We start from the raw sequence: 16,417 nt of genomic DNA on the forward strand, positions 1-16,417 counted from the left end.
AGGCTACGGTTTTTAGCAATGAAAAAAGCCTTCCATCCTGCGTGGGGCGGTGGATGGAAGGCTTCTGTGTGCTACCCCTCTGCTTTCAGGGAAGACAGAGGCGGCTCTTCTGTGTGCTTTCTTTAGAAGGCGTAGCCCACGGAGAGCGTGATGTTGCGGTTGTAATAGCTGGGGTCTTTGCCCTTTCGAATGTTTGTCAGCCCGTGCTCGTAGCCCAGTTTGAGGCGGTAATGGTCGGCAATCTGTATGCCCGCGCCGATGGCGAGGCCCGCGTCAAACCGCTTGTAGCCGTTTTTCTCGAATATCTTGGAAGTGGATTGGCCGGCATACTTGTTCTTTCCGAATAGCGCAAGACCGGCATACGGGCCGAATTCTACGAACAGTTTCGCCTGCTCGCCCAGGTCGAAGTTCTTGCCGGCGAATAGTGGAATCTGCAAATAAGTGATGTCTGTAGATGCTTTTCTATAAATCTTCTTATTATCTGGAGCGGTTTCTCCGATTGTCATTTTATTTCCTTTCTGTGTCCAGAGGAGGCTTCCGCCAACATACCAGCTACTCTGCTGGCTGAACTCATACTGTGCCGTTCCGCCCAGGTGATAGCCGAACCGTCTGCCTTCGCTGGCCGTTTTTCCGGCCGGACCGTTGAAGTTGGCACCTGCGCCGACGCTGAACTTCCAGTCCTGGGCCTGCATCGTCAGGCACTGGAACATCACTAAACCTAAAAAAAGAATCTTTTTCATAAGACCGTCATTGTTTTAGTAAGTTACAAATAATAAATTAATTTATTTGCAAATATAGGCCTTTTAGATGGATATGTCGATACTTGGTAAGAATGTTTTGCTTTTCTTAAAGAAGATTTCAATATGGGCGATTGATACGCGAGTTGCCTTTATGAATCAGGAGATTGGCTCCTGGGAAAAAAGAAGATGGTAAGAAGCATGACAAAATCGGCGAGATTGTCGCACAAAATCGCCGATTTCGTCGGACAATTTCGCCGATTTTGTCGGGAAGGAAGCCGCAAACAGGAAAAGCGGGAGCCGCACTTGTTTTTCCCGCAAATGGCCGCGGACTACTCCACGGTGAGTTTTCCCCGGAGCAGGATGTTGTCGGAGGAGTTGCCTACGAGCACCTCGAAGTCGCCCGGCTCCACCACCGGCTGATGGTCCTTGCCGATGATCTCGAGATCTTCGGGCGTAATGTCGAACTCCAGATGCTGCGTCTCACCTCTCTTTATATATACGCGCGCAAAGTGCTTGAGCTGTTTTATGGGCTGGACCACCGACGCCACCTCGTTGTGGAGATAGAGCTGTGCCACCTCTTCGCCGTCGCGGCTACCTGTGTTGGTAACATCGAACGATACGCAGAAGGTTTTTTCGCCCTGCTTGTGGATCTGCAGATTGCTGTAACTGAAGGTGGTATAGCTCAGTCCGTGGCCAAAGGAATAGAGGGGCTGGGCGCTCATCTCCACATAGTTGTGCGCCTTCGGGGCACGCTTATTGTAGTAGACGGGCAGCTGTCCGACGGTTCTCGGCACCGAGACGGGCAACCGGCCGGCAGGGTTATAGTCGCCGAAGAGCACATCGGCAATGGCCGTTCCGCCTTCCTGTCCGGGATAGTAGGCGGTGAGTAGGGCATCGGCGTGCTCGGCTGCCCATGCCTTGTCGAGGGGTCTTCCTTCTATATAGACCACCACCAGAGGCTTGCCGGTCTTCCGGAGAGCCTCGAGCAGCCGCTGCTGATGGCCCAGCAGGGAGAGCGTGGCACGGTCGTAGCCCTCGCCACAGTCCATGTCGGCGAGGCTCTTGATGTCGGTTTCCGCCGCCCCCGTGGCTTTGTAGCTGGTCTTGAAGTCGCGGGCACTGGAGCCGCCTACCGCCACCACCACCACATCGGCACGCCTGGCTGCCGCCACCGCTTCGTCGATGTTGCTGTGGAGGGTGTCGCGAACGGCACATCCCTTTGCATATTCCACATTACCTTGCGGCAGTTTGGCCTTGATGCCCATGAGGATGGTCTTCACATTGCCGTCTTCCTGCGGTGCGGTATAGTCGCCCAGCATGTTGTAGACATTGTCGGCGTTGGGTCCTACGACGGCCACCCTGGCCGCCTTGCTCAGCGGGAGGATGTGGTTTTCGTTCTTCAGTAGGGTGATGAGCTTGCGTGCGGCCTCCAAGGCTATGGCCTTGTGTTCCTCGGAGCGCACTTGCCGGGCGGCCTTCACATCCACATGGGGATGTTCGAAGAGCCCCATCTCAAACTTCAGCCGCAAGATGCGGGCACAGGCGGTGTCGACAAGCGCCTCGCTCACCATGCCTTTCCTTACGGCGTCTGTCAGTTCTCCGTAGGCCTTGCCGCCAAGATCCTCGTCGACGCCGGCCGTGAGCGCCATCACCCCGGCTTGCTGGAGAGTGGATGCCACATGGTGGGTCTCCCAGATTCCGTCGATGCTGTAGAGGTCGGAGACCACGAATCCGCGGAAGCCCCACTGCTTGCGGAGCAGGTCGGTGTAGAGTTCGCGGCTTGCCGTAGAGGGGATTCCGTCGAGTGAATTATAAGAGGTCATCACGGAGAGAGCCCCCGCGTCGATGGCTTTCTTGAACGGCGGGAGGAAGTTTTGCAGCAAGTCGCGCTGTCCGATGATGCTCTGGTTGCCGTTCTGCCCGCCCTCCGTGGTGCCGTAGGCTATGAAATGCTTCAGCGTGGCGAGGGTGGAATAAGGCTTGGAGAGGTCGCCTCCGCCCAGTCCCCGCACCAAGGCCGCCCCCATGGTGCCGGTGAGCACGGGGTCTTCGCCCATGCTCTCCTCCACGCGCGACCAGCGCGGGTCGCGCGAAAGGTCGAGCACGGGACCGTAGCTGATGTGCGCCCCTTGCAGGCGCACTTCCTTGGCCACCACTCTGCCCATGGCTTCAGCCACTTCGGGAGAGAAGGTTGCGGCCAGTCCCAGTCCCGTGGGGAAGACGGTGGTGCCGATGGCCATGTGGCCGTGGGGAGCCTCCTCGGCCAGGAAGAGCGGTATGCCCCAGCGGGTGTGGTTCATCACATAATCTTGGAGTGCGTTTGCCGCCTTGGCTGCCAGCTGGGGCGTGAGCCCGTTGGAGAGGCTCTTCCGTGTCCAGGGGTCGGCGCGGAAGGTGGCCCAGAGCATGCCGATGCTGCCCTCCTCAAGGTCTTTTCGGAAGGATTCAGAGGGCACGACTCGCTTGCCCAGTATCTCGTAGTAGTTCCAGGCGAGGGCGCAGCGCAGCTGTCCCACCTTCTCCTCGAGCGACATTCGCTGCAGGAGGTCGCTCACGCGTTCGTCAACAGGCAGCTTGGCGTTCTGGTAAGGCAGTTTTTTCTGTGCCGCCGTGCCGAGCGCGAGGAGGCTTAGCACGACGAGTGTAAGTGCTTTTTTCATATAAGTTAGGAATGTTTTGAATTATTGTATAGCGCATTTGTCAAAGCCGACGGGCTCTCCCTCCCTGACCATGCGCACTGCCTTCAGCTTCAGGTAGCGGCCGGCGGTGGGGGTGAAATGCACTTCCTGCATGATGGGGTGGTTGCGAATGTTGGAGAACTCACCCTCCGCCACCTTCTTCATGTCGCCCTTTTCCTTGCCCACATAGAGCTCGTAGTGGGATACGAGGCCCTTGTGCTGTGCGCTCTGGTCGGGCAGATAATAGAAAGCTTTCAGCTGCTGCTCCTTCCCGAGGTCGAAGACGACGGCATCGGCGAGGGTCTCGCTCACCGTGAACGGCAGGCTCTCCACATCCTCCACCTTTTCTACGAACAGGTCTTTGGCGTTCGGTGCATAATAGGCTCCCAACTCGTTGATGCATACGGGGCCGCGGCTCTTCTGGAAAGTGATGCGGACTTGCGAGGTCTGGATGGTCTTGAAGCGCAGCAGGCGCTTGTAGCCTATGGTCGTGGTCTCCTCGTTCATCTTCAGCGGCAGCCACTCCTTGCCCTGCCGATACTCGACGAGGAACTTCTGAACTCGCTGCCCTAAGGGGATATACTCTTGCAACATGATGCGGTTGAGCTTGGCAGGACGCTTGAAAGACAGCAGCAAGGAGGGCTCTTTCTGGTTGTCCTTCACGCTCCAGTAGGTATCAAACTGGCCGTCCGTAAGCTGCTTTTCACTAAACGACTTGCCGCGCACATCCGAGGCCTTGATGCTCACGCCTTTCAGCAAGAGGTTGGTCTTGAGCTCCGAGGAGATCTGTTTGTGGAAGGCAATGACACGGGCTGAGTCGACGGGATGTATCAGGCCGTCCTTGTCTATGGGCATGTTCAGGAGGAAGGTGCCGTTGTGGCCGACGCTGCGATAATACAAGTCTACGAGATGATCCACGCTTTTCACCTTGCCGTCCTCGCTCTCATGATAGAACCATCCTGGCCGGATGGAGGTGTTGCATTCGGCAGGAACCCAGGTGTCGCCGTCTTCGTGCCCTGACTGCAGCTCCCAATGGTTGGGATAACCGGGGTAGACTTCGTTGATGCGAAGGAAAGACCAGTTGGTGGCAAAGGCATATCCGTTCTCGTTACCTACCCATCTGCAGCCCGGGCCGCCGTCGGAGAAGATGACGGCTTTAGGCTGAAGCTCGTTAACCATCCTGTAGGCGCGGGGGAAGTCATAGTAAGTGCGGCGGTCGATGGTGCGGGTCTCGCGGGCTCCGCCATAATAGCCGTCGCCGCCGTTGGCGCCGTCAAACCAGATTTCGAATATGTCGCCATATTGCGTGAGCAGTTCCTGAAGCTGTGAGTAGAAGTATTCTATATAAAGAGGTGTGCCGTAAAAGGCCTGATGGCGGTCCCATGGGGAGAGGTAGACGCCGAATTTCAGCCCGTATTTCTTACATGCCGCTGAGAGTTCTCCCACGACATCGCCCTTCCCGTCTTTGTAAGGAGTGTTGCGGACGCTGTAGTCGGTGTATTTCGTGGGCCACAGGCAGAAACCGTCGTGGTGCTTGCAAGTGAGTATGATGCCCTTCATGCCGGCGGCCTTCAGCGTCCTGGCCCATTGCTCGCAGTCAAGCTTCCGGGGATTGAAACTCTCCAGCGGTGCGTCGCCGTAGCCCCACTCGCGGTCGCCGAAAGTGTTGGAGCCGAAGTGGATGAAGGCATAGGTCTCGAGTTTCTGCCATTCCACCTGATTCTCGTTGGGGAGGGGGGTAACCGGTGCGGGCACCTCATTCTGTGCCATCATGCTCGTCGGGAGCAGGGACAGCACGCTTAATAATAGACTTTTAGCTTTCATATCGTCGATGTTTTAAAGTTCCACTTGCCGTGCTTTGCTGCCAAACCAGGTTATGCGCATCGGTTTGACATGTCTCCCGTTTACCTTAATCTTGACAAGGATGTAGCGGTCGTAGGGGTATTGCCTTACTGCCTTGTAGGAAACCTTGAAGGTCGTGCGCTCCTTGGCCTTGAGTTCTATCCTGTCGGGCATCTTGAGTATGCGGTTGTCAGGTGTCTTTTCGAACTCCACGACCATAGGCTTGTCGGTGTCATTGGCGATTCTCTGCTCAAAGGTATATGACTCTCCGGGTCTCAAAGAGCTGAACGGCAACACCTTATACCCCATGTATAGTCCGCTGCCGAAGGCGTAAGGATGGTCCTCGGTAACGGGGTGCAGGTAGCCTGTCACATTCCCCTTTATCCAAATGCGGGTGTAATTCCTGCCGTCGTTCAGTAGCACGACCACCTCCTTGGAGAATTTCCCGGGTCGGTTCAGGGGGTTGTAGGTAACGGTTACCGTGCCTGTCTTTCCGGGGGCAACCGGCTTCTTGCTGAACTCGCCGCTGGTGCATCCGCACCAGGCATTCACCTCGGTGATGGCGATGGGCTGGCTTCCCTTGTTCGTGAAAGTAAAAGTGTGGTTCACTTTGCCGTCCTTTTCCAGTATGGTTCCGAAGTCGTGGATGCGCTTGTCGTATTCGAAGGTCTTCAGATAGGTAGGCTCGTTTTGTGCCGGAAGTCCTGATGAGAATGTAAGCAAGAGAAGTATTATGAGTATCTTATTCATTATTCATCCTTGATTTTTCTGCAAAAATAAAAAAATAATACTATATCTCAAAATAATTTTTGTATCTTTACCCAAAAATCTAACTTGATGTTTATGAAAAGAATGGCTATTGTTTTCCTGGCTCTCATCGGCTTTGTGCTGAATGTAAGTGCGCAGGGAGAGATTCATGAGCGTTCCAAAACCTATGAGTGGCCTACTGATCCTCAAGTCGTGGGTAAGCTTAAGAACTGGCAGGACCTGAAATTTGGCGTGCTCATGCACTGGGGCATTTACTCCGTTCCCGGCATCGTGGAGTCGTGGTCGATATGCGATGAAGACTGGATAACCCGCGACACAACCATGACCTATCAGCAATACAAAGACTGGTATTGGGGCCTTGCCGATAAATTTAATCCTACAAGATTTGACCCCGGCCAGTGGGTTGGTGTCTTCCAGAGGGCTGGTATGAAGTACATGATCTTTACGACTAAGCACCATGACGGTTTCTGCATGTACGACTCCAAGTATACCGACTATTCTATAGCCCACCATGCCTTCAAGGATAACCCTAAGCGGGATGTGCTGAAGTATGTGCTTCAGGCCTTTCGGGACAAGGGTTTCATGATTGGGGAATACTTTTCTAAGCCCGACTGGCATTCGCAAGATTTCTGGTGGGATGTCTATCCCATCAAGAACGGCCGCAATGTGAACTACGATATAGACAAGTGGCCTTGGAAATGGGCCGGTTTCCAGAAGTTTGTCTATAACCAGATGGAGGAACTGTTGACCAACTATGGTCCGGTGGATATCTTCTGGCTTGACGGCGGATGGGTGAATCCTTACAGGAAGCAATCCCTCGATATGGCACGTATAGCAAAGATGGCGCGCGCTCATCAGCCAGGTATTATCATGGTAGATCGCACCATCCATGGTCCTTATGAGAACTATCAGACCCCCGAGCGCACCATTCCCGAGACCCAACTTGATTATCCTTGGGAGAGCTGTATCACGCTGACGAACGACTGGGGATGGGTTCCCCGTCCGACCTGGAAGAGTGCCGATAAGGTCATTAACATACTTGTTGAGATTGTGGCAAAAGGAGGAAACCTCGTTTTAGGCGTCGGACCGACCCCCGAAGGGCTGATTGAACCAGAGGCTGTAAAGCGCCTTGAGAAGATTGGGGAATGGCTGCATGTGAATGGAAAGGCGATCTACGGCACTACCATTACCGAGAATTATCACGACGGGAATGTGTGGTTCACGGCCAGTAAGTACGGTAGGAAACTCTATGCCATCTATACCGTGAAGGACGGAGAAAGGGTTCCCGCAACGATTTCATGGACAGGAAATCTGCCAAAGGGCAGTGTCAGGCTTCTGGGCACGGGACAGTCTTTGAAAACCCGGAAGGCCGGTGGCAAGGTAATCGTTACGCTCCCTCAGAGAACGAAGGACCAGACTTTCGCCATGGAGTTCAAGATTTAATGTCCGGTCTTAAGCCTCAAACAATAAAAATCCCCGCATTCAAGACAGAGTGCGGGGATTTATGTTATGACATTGTGTGATTAATCGTTATCACGGTCGAGGATATCGCTGAAATCCCGGGTTTCATTTTCCTCTTCTGAGGGACGATAATCCTCGTTTTCATTGCCGCTGAAGCGACGGGGCTGGCGGTTATTGTTGTTGCCGTTGCGATGCTCGCCGTTGCTCGGGCGGTGGCCGCCGTTACGACGGTCGCCGTTGTTATCACGGCGTGGACGGCGCTCACGCTCTACATAACCTTCAGGTTTCTCTACCAAAACACGGTGAGAAAGCTTATACTTTCCTGTCTTCGGGTCGATCTCAAGGAGCTTAACTTGAATCTTGTCGCCTTCCTTTATGCCGGCTTCTTCTACTGTTTCGAGGCGCTTCCAGTCGATTTCGCTGATATGGAGAAGGCCTTCCTTACCCGGCAGAATCTCTACGAAGCAGCCGTAAGGCATGATGCTCTTGACTGTTCCTTCATACACCTCGCCCACTTCCGGCATGGCTACGATGGCCTTGATCTTGGCCAGGGCGGCTTCGATGCTCTCCTTGTTAGGAGCTGAAACCTGCACCTTGCCCACGCCGTCGATCTCGTCGATGGTGATGGTGGAGCCTGTGTCCTCCTGCATCTGCTGAATAATCTTACCGCCGGGGCCTATCACCGCCCCGATAAACTCTTTCGGAATCTCGATGGCAACAATGCGGGGAACCTGAGGTTTCAATTCCGCACGGGGCTCGGAGAGCGTCTTCATCATCTCACCCATGATGTGCTCACGACCGGCCTTGGCCTGCATGAGAGCCTTTTCGAGAATCTCGAAAGAGAGGCCGTCGCACTTGATGTCCATTTGGGTAGCGGTGAGCCCGTCTTTTGTACCTGTTGTCTTGAAGTCCATATCGCCCAAGTGGTCCTCGTCGCCAAGGATGTCGCTCAGGATGGCATATTTCTCTTCGCCCGGATTCTTGATAAGTCCCATGGCAATACCGGCAACCGGTTTCTTCATCGGAACGCCTGCGTCCATCAACGCCAGTGTGCCGGCGCAGACGGTGGCCATGGATGAGGAGCCGTTAGACTCCAGTATCTGGCTTACCAGACGGATGGTGTAGGGGAAGTCGGCAGGAATCTGATCCTTGAGCCCGCGCCATGCCAAGTGTCCGTGTCCGATCTCACGACGGCCAACGCCACGCTGTGCCTTGGCTTCTCCTGTTGAGAAAGGAGGGAAGTTATAGTGAAGGAGAAAGCGTTGATAACCACGGTTCAGCACGCCGTCTACCAGCTTTTCGTCGAGCTTGGTGCCGAGAGTGCAGGTAGAGAGCGACATGGTTTCGCCCCGCTGGAAGATGGCACTTCCGTGAGGCATGGGCAACGGAGAGGCCTCGCACCATATCGGACGGATGTCAGTCGTGGCGCGACCGTCGAGACGGATGCCCTCGTCGAGGATGCAGCGGCGCATGGCATCGCGCATCACATCTTCGTAGTAACGGGCAGCCAGAGCGTGCTTCTCTTCGAGCTCTTCTCCTGAAAGGTCGGAGTGGTTGCCGTCATACTTCTCAAGGAAGTCTGCAATAATCTTGTCGAAAGCTTCGTGGCGAGCCTGCTTTTCGAGTGCCTGGCGATTGATGGCATATACTTGGTCGTAGAGTCCCTTTACCTCCTGGCGCAGGTCCTCGTCGTTCACCTCGTCTTGATACTCACGCTTTTTGTCGGTGCCCAGCTCCTTGGCCAATTCGTCCTGAAGCTCACACATCGGCTTGATAGCCTCGTGAGCCACCTTCAAAGCCTGTATCAAGTCTTGCTCGGAGACCTCTTTCATCTCGCCTTCCACCATCATGATGTTGTCCTTGGTGGCTCCCACCATGAGATCCATGTCGGCATCAGCCATCTGTTGGAAGGTCGGATTTACTACATACTCGCCGTTTACACGAGCTACGCGAACCTCTGAAATCGTATAATCGAAAGGTATATCGGAGCAAGCCATGGCTGCAGAGGCTGCAAAGCCGGCCAGTGCATCGGGCTGATCAACGCCATCGGCGGAGAGAAGCATTACCTGCACATAAACCTCACAATGATAATCTGCTGGGAAAAGTGGACGTAGTGCACGGTCCACGAGGCGTGATGTGAGCACCTCTTCATCACTAGCTTTGCCTTCGCGCTTGGTGAATCCTCCTGGGAAACGGCCTGCGGCACTATACTGTTCGCGATAATCAACCTGCAAAGGCATGAAATCTGTACCCGGAACTGCTTCCTTTGCTGCACAAACAGTTGCCAAAAGTACGGTGTTGCCCATGCGAATTACTGCTGAGCCGTCGGCCTGTTTTGCAACTTTTCCGGTCTCAATTGAGATGGTTCTGCCATCTGGCAATTGAACTGTTTTCGTAATTACATTCATCTAAAAAACTAAAACTTTATTGTTTTGATAACATCTAAAAAAACATCAAATCGGAGATAGTCTTGGAAGGCTATGCTCCGAAAACGGCAGCAAAGGTACATTATTAATATAAAAAAAAAGAAAAAACGATGGATTATTTTACTTTTTTAGGGAAATAACGATAAAAATGAGAAGACGCCCGACAACCATTTTGGAAGCGGGTGATTTTCATAGGCTAGTTGCTCAACTCTCCTTGGCTTGGCGAGAGGCCATTAACAACTTGACGAAATCGCCGATTTCGTAGGACAAAGTCGCCGATTTTGTCCTACGATTTCGCCGACTTTGTCATTCGGAAGGCCGTCGCGGGGGGAGCCGGGCAGCTGCCCGGCTCCCCGTAGGGTTAGCGGGTCGGTCGCCGATAGTTACTTGTGCATCAGATCATCAAGTTGTTGCTGTCTCTCCGCCGACCAATATTTGCAGTCGAGTTCGAGGAATACGCTGGTATAGGGGATGGTCAGCGGCGTCTTGACAATCAATATTTTGTAGAGCTTGCTGGCCTTGTCGAGTCTTGTGATGATGTCTTCGTGCACCATGCTCTTGGCCTCTTCGCCATAGAGCCGACGGATGTTTTCCTTCACTTTCTCGATTCCGGGAGCGAGGGAATCGGTCAAGAAGTTCATTTCCCGGTCGTGATAGACATGGGCGAAGACGTGTGGGAGGGCATCGATGGATGCCTTCACTTTTGTCAGGATTTTGTCAAAATCTTCATCGGCATAGATCGTTTCAATGCCGGGTGCCGACTGCAGGGGATAGGCCATATCGGTAACGACGATCCAATTTCGGTGCCCGAGCAGGGGTAGCTCGGCTTCCAACCGTTCTTCCCAATCGCTTTTCGGATTTTCTTTCATGCTTTTTCCGGAGTTAGGGTTGCACGACACGCTGAGTGTGAGCAACAGAGTTATTATTATAAGAATGTCTTTCTTCATGGCGGTAAACCGTTTCCATGGCAAAGGTAGAGCAAAAGATTGAATAACGCAAGCGGGCGATGGAAAAAAATATCTTTCCTTTTTGGCAATTCATATTTAATTGTTACTTTTGTAGTTGTAAATCGAAAACTTAATCGTCATGAAGATATTCAAGATTTTATCAATGGCTGCCGTCGTGCTGGCAGTATTGGGCATGGTGTCGTGCAACAGCAAGAAGTTTCATGTGTCGGGACAGATTAGTGAGGCCCAAGACTCCGTTCTCTATTTCGAGAACATGAGTCTGAATGGTCCGGTGGCCGTAGACTCCGTCCGGTTGGCCGCCGATGGCTCCTTCGCTTTTAGTGGTGAGGCTCCCGAGTCTCCTGAGTTTTATCGTCTCCGAATAGCCGGACAGATCATTCATGTGGCCATCGACTCTACGGAAAACATCAAGGTGAAGGCCTCTTATCCCGTGATGTCTTCGCAATATGAGATTCAAGGCTCCGACGACAACGACAAGATTAAGGAATTGGCACTGCTTCAATTAGACCTTCAGAGCCGAATCAATGCGACGATGAACGACGCCTGCACGGGTGTAGACAGCGTGGAGGTGGCCGTGGCAGAGCTCCTGCAGGCTTACAAGGAGAATGTCAAGACCCGCTATATTTTCAAGGAGCCGATGAAGGCTTACGCTTATTTCGCACTCTTCCAGACCTATCAGCTGGGCAACATGCAGGCTCTTGTCTTCAATCCGCGTGCCAATGCCGATGATGTAAAGGTGTTTGCAGCGGTCGCAACGAGCTGGGATACCTTCTATCCGAAGGCCGAACGGGGCGTCAATCTGCACAACATAGCCCTAGAGGGAATGAAGAATGTGCGCATCGTCCGTAACCAACAGGCTGCCAGCCAGATAGATGCTAGCAAGATCTCGGTAACCGGATTGATTGACATTGCTTTGCCGGATAACAAAGGAATGACGCGTAGATTGACTGATTTGAAGGGCAAAGTGATCCTCCTTGATTTCCATGCGTTCGGCGCAAAGGAGAGTGCCGGTCGCATCATGGCCTTGCGCGATCTGTACAATAAGTATCATGCGCAGGGATTGGAAATCTACCAGGTGTCGGTAGACGGCGATGAGCATTTCTGGAAAACGCAGACGGCCGCTCTTCCGTGGATTAGTGTGAAGGATGGCAGCGGGCAGGTGCTCCGCACCTATAACGTGCAAGTTATTCCTTCCTTCTTCCTCATTGACAGGAGCAATTCACTCTATAAGCGCGCTGAGCAGATCAAGGATCTGGACGTGGAGATCAAGAGTCTGCTGTAGACAGGCGGGCTAAAAGAATAAAAGAGGCTGGATTCCCGAAGGTGTCCAGCCTCTTGCGTCTTGAGTTATTACCTTATTGTTTTTTATGAAGGGTTATTTCTTGGGCGCGGCAACGCGCTTGAAAGTAATGATGATATCAGAGAACGAGAACTCTTTATTGCCTTCCATGATCTTCAGATTGAGAAGCATGAGATCCTTAGTTCCGGTAACTTTGCCTGCCCAAGGCTGCTGAGTCTTGAATTTAGTATTAAGATCTCCGTTCTTTTCGTTGAACGTGTACTCGATATCTTTTTCTTCAGAAACCCAAGCTTTACCATCATGCTTGTAAGAGGTAGCCTTGTTTTTTTCTTGAAATTCTATGCGTTTCGCCTGTACCTTGGCAGTTTTCAAAAAGTCTTGAACCTTCTTATCGGCTTTCTCTATTGGCTTGTTGTCTACTGTTATGCCTTTTGGCTGGCCGTTCTCGAATGTCCATGTAACCATATATGCCTTCTTCTCTTTGCCGTTCGTATAGGTCAAGTTGGCTTTTTGGCTAAAGTTCTCCCATGTTCCGATAATCGTTTTGTTTGTCAGCGGGGTGAGAACTTCTTTGTTGTCGTCGTTACAGGAAGTGAAAGAAACTCCTACCAGCATCATTGCCAAAGCCATCAAAGGCTTGAAAAAAATCTTTTTCATCTTTTTTTAATTTTGAGTTTATTTTAATTTTACATGTTAAGCCGCGAGGAAAAAGTTGATTTCACTCGTGCTTTCATTTGTAAATACTCAATTTTTGGGGATTCCCCTATTTCCAAAAAGATGTTTTAACATTCTTTAGGCAGAAGCTTACTTTCTGGGAATAGGCTCTTGTCCGTGAGACAATTCATTTGGCATAGTCCTTACTATTTAGGGCTCTTGATTTCCTAATGTTAGTTTTTTCTCTGAAAAAGGTTTCCATTTCTTGATCCGATAGATGATTCTTCCTACTGCATTTTCTGCTCTCCGGGGGTAATAGAAAGTAAGGATAAAACAATGGTTTTCCTTGAGTATATGATGGGAATAATACTTGTAATCATCTGTGAATTTGACGCTGCCGGTGTCGATGAAATCACCCCTTGGAGCTTTATGTTGGTTCGTGGCCCCTACTTGACATTCGATTACGAGGTTCAGGTTGTGTGCATGATAGCCGAACTGCGCGTGTCCGTTTGCGGGGTCAGGGTATTCCTCCTTCTGGAAAAAGGTGGGATAGGTGAGGGAATACCCGTAGGCAGAGTCTGTATACTGGTCGAATATCGCGAAGTTCATGGCTTCCCGAAACTTCTCCAGGTCGCTCCGTTGGTCGGGGCGGAGGGCCATGATGCTTGCGACAGTCGCTGCCATCACGACAAGGATGAATATGAGCAGCTTTTTCATGCCTAATCCATGATTCCCGTCTGTGTGTCCTTATATTGTGGCTTCTTGTTGATCTCACGGTATTTCCTACCCTTGCTCAGTTTCCACGACAGGTTGATCGACAGCATATTGCCGTAGTCGCTGCCCCGAAGGATGACTTCCCGTTGCAGGTATCGGCTTATGAGACCAGTCTCGTTGATCTTCGGATGTGCCCGCAGAGGATTCTGCCAATAGATCGAGAGGTCGCAGTTGCCGATATGACAGGTGGCCGTGAACCAGAGGCCTGCTCCCTGTTTATTCCATGTCTCGCCCTCCATGAATTTCCAGCCGTTGTCGATGTTTGCCGTCAGTGTCCATCGCCCGAGGTAAGCCTCCATGCTGCCGCCCATGTTATAGGCCGTGAGATAATGGCGGTAGGCATCCCCGCGGTTGAAGTATCGGTAGATGCCGGCATACCCAGATACGATCCATTTCTCGGGTATCAGGTCCCGCCGGGTGTTGCTCTGCAGGTAAAACATGTCAATGGAGCCTTGGTTCGTCTGGTAGTAGAGGAACTGGTTGTCCTCCGTGCGCTCATAACAGGCCATGTTGGGATGGGCGTTGTGGCGGAAAAAGAACTCTGTGGTGCTGTTGATTCGCGGCTTGTCGAACGAGAGGCGCAGGCTGGTGTCCGTCCTGCGGGTGGGTCTGATGTCGGGGTTTCCCACCGCCCATTCCATGCTGTTCTTGCGGATGCGGGTATCGCTCACCATGGCTATCTGCGACATCTTTCCACTTGTCTCGGCCGTATAGCGTAGTTTCCATACATTCGAAAAGGCATAGGCCAGAGTGATTTTCGGCCGGAAGAAGTGGCGGATGTATTGGTGTGTCCCCTGGCTGTTGTCGAACTTTGTGGCTCCGAATCCCGCTACATAGCTTAGTTTGTGCCACCTGCCCTTTATCTCGGTAAAGAGATAGAGATTGCTGTTGTGCATTGAGTTTCTCGATTCGACATCTCCCGCATACTCGTTCCTTGTGTATTTCCGTATGTAATTCAGCCCGAATGAAACCGTGAAAGGCTTGAACCTGCATTCATAAATGACTTCGGTCATGAGCGACCATGTCTTTCCGTCCACATGATATTGGTAATCGCCCCCTTCGTTGCGGAGGTTATGCTGGGAAGTTGCTATGTGTGTGCCGGTGAAGTTGGCGGTAATAGACTGCCGGCGGTTCGTCTGACGGAAGAAATAGAGGTCCAAACAGGGGGTCAGATTCTTATCGTTTAATTGCTGAAAAGTGCTAAAACGCCCCATTCCATCGTTCATTTCCTGCTCCTTAAAGTCGCCCGGGCGAAGCTTGGAACTACCCGAAAGGGTGGCCTGGAAGATATAGGAAGCAGAGTCGGCGAGAGTGTATTTCATTTCCAGTGTATTCTCGAAGTCGCGCTCCCGATCGCTGATGTCGTCCCGGATGATGGTCTTCAGAGTGTTGTCGGTGAGCAGGTAGTGCGACCGTTCGTTGTGTCTTGTCCCTCTGAAGTCGTGGTATCCGAAGTCGTAGGATACTCCGAATTCGGAGTTCTTATGGTTCACTTTGGCAAAGACGGCGTTGGCGCCTCTCCGGGTGGTCAGCGTATTGACCATGTCTGTGCCGAGAATATAGCCGTCGTCGGCGTGTTGGGTTCTTAGGTTGAGCACATAGGCGATGTCCTCGCCGTATCTCACCCCGGGATTATCGATGAATTCGATGTTTTTTAAAGATTTCGGGTCTAAGGCCAAGATTTCTTCCCGAGTGGCGATCGTGCCGTTTATCCGCAGTTGTACCGTTCCCTGATTGCCCAGCGCAGTGATGGTATGCGTCGCCGCATCCACCCTGATAGAGGGAAGCCCCAGCTTGTTCAGTAGGCTGAATCCATTGGTCGAGCCTTCCATTTGTGCTTTCGACGGTATGATCAATTGCCCGTCGGGGCGGTTCACGATGCGTGCTGCCTCTACCTTCACCTCGTCTAAATCCACGGTTTTCTCTTCCTGCGCATGGGCAGAATATACACTCGTTGTTATGATCAGAAATAAAAGAATCCGTCTCATCCTTGCTTGTTTTTGTCGCAAAGATAAGACGGATGCCTCGCAAATTCAAAGAAGTTGTCTGACAACTGTCTGACATTTACTCTTTTTCGAGCCGGTAGCCTTTCCCCCGATTGGAGACGATGTTGAGCCCGGCCTCTCTTTCCAGAATGGGCTTCAGCCGTTTTACCAAGGTGTAGAGTGTGCTGTTGGCATCAGGTTTCTTCGGCCATAGGGTATTGCAAATCTCCTGTTTGGAGAGTTGGAGGCTGCCGGAGTCGAGGAACATCCTGACCAGCTGTTCCTGCATGGGCGTAAGGTTGATGGGCTCATGGCGGAGGTTATAGATGTGGTTGTCCGCTTCCGAGTAAGTCAGAGAGCAAAAACGCCCCGTTTCACCGCGTTTCTTTCGTTGTAGAAAAATGCAGCAGACCATCCAGTTGACGGCTATAAACAGAAAGAGTAGTGGCAGCCGCTGGTCGCTTAAGCTCCAGATTGTTGTCATAGAGCAGTTGGCATAGCCCTGAAACTCTACGCTCTTGTCCCTCGACTGCCATTTCATCTTGTTGCTGCGCAGCCCTTTCATGCGGTCGTCGAGGGCATAGTATACGATAGAATGCTTCTTTAAGGCACCGATTTTGAGGCTCTGGCGATAGTCGCGGATGGTGTCGGGAGTTATCCACGCCTCTGTTTTCATTGCAAGAGTCTTTGTCAGAGCTTGATTCATGTCGGCCACGAGGCTTGCTTCCGTATATTTGTAACTGTGCAGGCTGGCCAGTGCGGCTGATAGGGAAAGACCTAAAAACACCCCGATTGCATAAATGGGTTTCATAGGCAGATGG

Annotated in this window: 12 protein-coding genes; 2 read left to right on the top strand and 10 right to left on the bottom strand. The window is 52.2% G+C overall.

Annotation, left to right across the window (positions count from 1 at the left end):
- Positions 1–122 precede the first annotated feature (122 nt).
- The 4 genes from C7120_RS12555 to C7120_RS12570 all read right to left on the bottom strand — a co-directional run bounded on the left by C7120_RS12555 (position 123) and on the right by C7120_RS12570 (position 6,010).
- Positions 123–740 carry a porin family protein gene (locus C7120_RS12555; protein WP_107621992.1) on the bottom strand — a complete coding sequence of 206 codons (618 nt, stop codon included), beginning with the start codon at positions 738–740 and terminating at the stop codon, positions 123–125.
- A gap of 329 nt (positions 741–1,069) precedes the next feature.
- On the bottom strand, positions 1,070–3,400 hold the full coding sequence (locus C7120_RS12560; RefSeq protein WP_107621993.1) for a glycoside hydrolase family 3 N-terminal domain-containing protein: 2,331 nt from the start codon (positions 3,398–3,400) through the stop codon (positions 1,070–1,072).
- Positions 3,401–3,421: 21 nt separating this feature from the next.
- Entirely contained in the window at positions 3,422–5,242 is a 1,821-nt protein-coding gene (locus C7120_RS12565) for an alpha-L-fucosidase (RefSeq protein WP_107621994.1), read from the bottom strand.
- A 12-nt stretch (positions 5,243–5,254) separates the two neighbouring features.
- Positions 5,255–6,010 carry a DUF1573 domain-containing protein gene (locus C7120_RS12570; RefSeq protein ID WP_107621995.1) on the bottom strand — a complete coding sequence of 252 codons (756 nt, stop codon included), beginning with the start codon at positions 6,008–6,010 and terminating at the stop codon, positions 5,255–5,257.
- A gap of 93 nt (positions 6,011–6,103) precedes the next feature.
- On the opposite strand from C7120_RS12570, the gene C7120_RS12575 reads away from it, so the two are divergent.
- Positions 6,104–7,471: an alpha-L-fucosidase gene (locus C7120_RS12575; protein WP_233247129.1), complete on the top strand. Its 1,368-nt coding sequence runs from the start codon at positions 6,104–6,106 to the stop codon at positions 7,469–7,471.
- 80 nt (positions 7,472–7,551) lie between these two features.
- Here the strand turns inward: C7120_RS12575 and pnp are convergent, their stop codons facing one another.
- Entirely contained in the window at positions 7,552–9,897 is a 2,346-nt protein-coding gene (gene pnp / locus C7120_RS12580; protein ID WP_107621997.1) for a polyribonucleotide nucleotidyltransferase, read from the bottom strand.
- Between the two features lie 401 nt (positions 9,898–10,298).
- On the bottom strand, positions 10,299–10,862 hold the full coding sequence (locus C7120_RS12585) for a hypothetical protein (protein ID WP_233247115.1): 564 nt from the start codon (positions 10,860–10,862) through the stop codon (positions 10,299–10,301).
- Positions 10,863–11,001: 139 nt separating this feature from the next.
- Here C7120_RS12585 and C7120_RS12590 point away from each other — a divergent pair, with 139 nt between their 5' ends.
- Positions 11,002–12,165: a TlpA disulfide reductase family protein gene (locus C7120_RS12590; RefSeq protein WP_107621998.1), complete on the top strand. Its 1,164-nt coding sequence runs from the start codon at positions 11,002–11,004 to the stop codon at positions 12,163–12,165.
- A gap of 93 nt (positions 12,166–12,258) precedes the next feature.
- Here C7120_RS12590 and C7120_RS12595 read toward each other — a convergent pair whose 3' ends face one another.
- The 4 genes from C7120_RS12595 to C7120_RS12610 all read right to left on the bottom strand — a co-directional run bounded on the left by C7120_RS12595 (position 12,259) and on the right by C7120_RS12610 (position 16,407).
- Complete coding sequence (locus C7120_RS12595) at positions 12,259–12,840, bottom strand: hypothetical protein (protein ID WP_146154271.1); 582 nt, start codon at positions 12,838–12,840, stop codon at positions 12,259–12,261.
- Positions 12,841–13,047: 207 nt separating this feature from the next.
- Positions 13,048–13,554, bottom strand: a complete 507-nt coding sequence (locus tag C7120_RS12600; protein WP_107622000.1) for a hypothetical protein — start codon at positions 13,552–13,554, stop codon at positions 13,048–13,050.
- A 2-nt stretch (positions 13,555–13,556) separates the two neighbouring features.
- Positions 13,557–15,599 carry a TonB-dependent receptor gene (locus C7120_RS12605; RefSeq protein ID WP_107622001.1) on the bottom strand — a complete coding sequence of 681 codons (2,043 nt, stop codon included), beginning with the start codon at positions 15,597–15,599 and terminating at the stop codon, positions 13,557–13,559.
- Positions 15,600–15,675: 76 nt separating this feature from the next.
- The gene (locus tag C7120_RS12610) at positions 15,676–16,407 is read right to left on the bottom strand and encodes a helix-turn-helix domain-containing protein (protein ID WP_107622002.1); all 732 of its coding nucleotides are present in this window, start codon (positions 16,405–16,407) and stop codon (positions 15,676–15,678) included.
- Positions 16,408–16,417: the final 10 nt, after the last annotated feature.

The sequence above is a fragment of the Prevotella sp. oral taxon 376 genome (genome assembly GCF_003043945.1).
Taxonomy (GTDB): domain Bacteria; phylum Bacteroidota; class Bacteroidia; order Bacteroidales; family Bacteroidaceae; genus Prevotella.